Origin of the sequence: Paraburkholderia sp. SIMBA_030 (assembly GCF_046535245.1) — a bacterium.
In the GTDB taxonomy this organism is placed as follows: Bacteria; Pseudomonadota; Gammaproteobacteria; order Burkholderiales; family Burkholderiaceae; genus Paraburkholderia.
The window spans coordinates 1-255 of record NZ_JAWRXB010001060.1 but is presented as its reverse complement, the minus strand read 5'-3'; the positions used below and the strand labels follow the sequence as shown (position 1 = coordinate 255).

The following is a 255-nucleotide window of genomic DNA, read 5'->3' as shown; positions in this document are numbered from 1 at the left end:
CGTGTGCGATTGAACGTCTCCAGCCATTCCGGGCAAAACACCACCAACGCGCTGACGATCATGCCGTTGATGAACGCTTCCGGAAAAATCAGCAGCCACAGATAGCCGACAAAATCTTCGAGCCAATACGGCATGACAAAAATTTCGTCGTACCACAGCACCCCCAGCGCCAGCAGCAGACACAACAATGCCGACAGCGCGGCGGCAAAAAAACCCGAACAGAAGATATACACAAAGGGATTTCGCGGTTGCGCC

The 255-nt window shown here is 53.7% G+C and carries 1 protein-coding gene; it reads right to left on the bottom strand.

The features are described from left to right. A partial coding sequence (locus SB772_RS43265) for a hypothetical protein (RefSeq protein WP_410838932.1) occupies positions 1 to 233 on the bottom strand: 233 nt, incomplete at its 3' end. Positions 234 to 255: the final 22 nt, after the last annotated feature.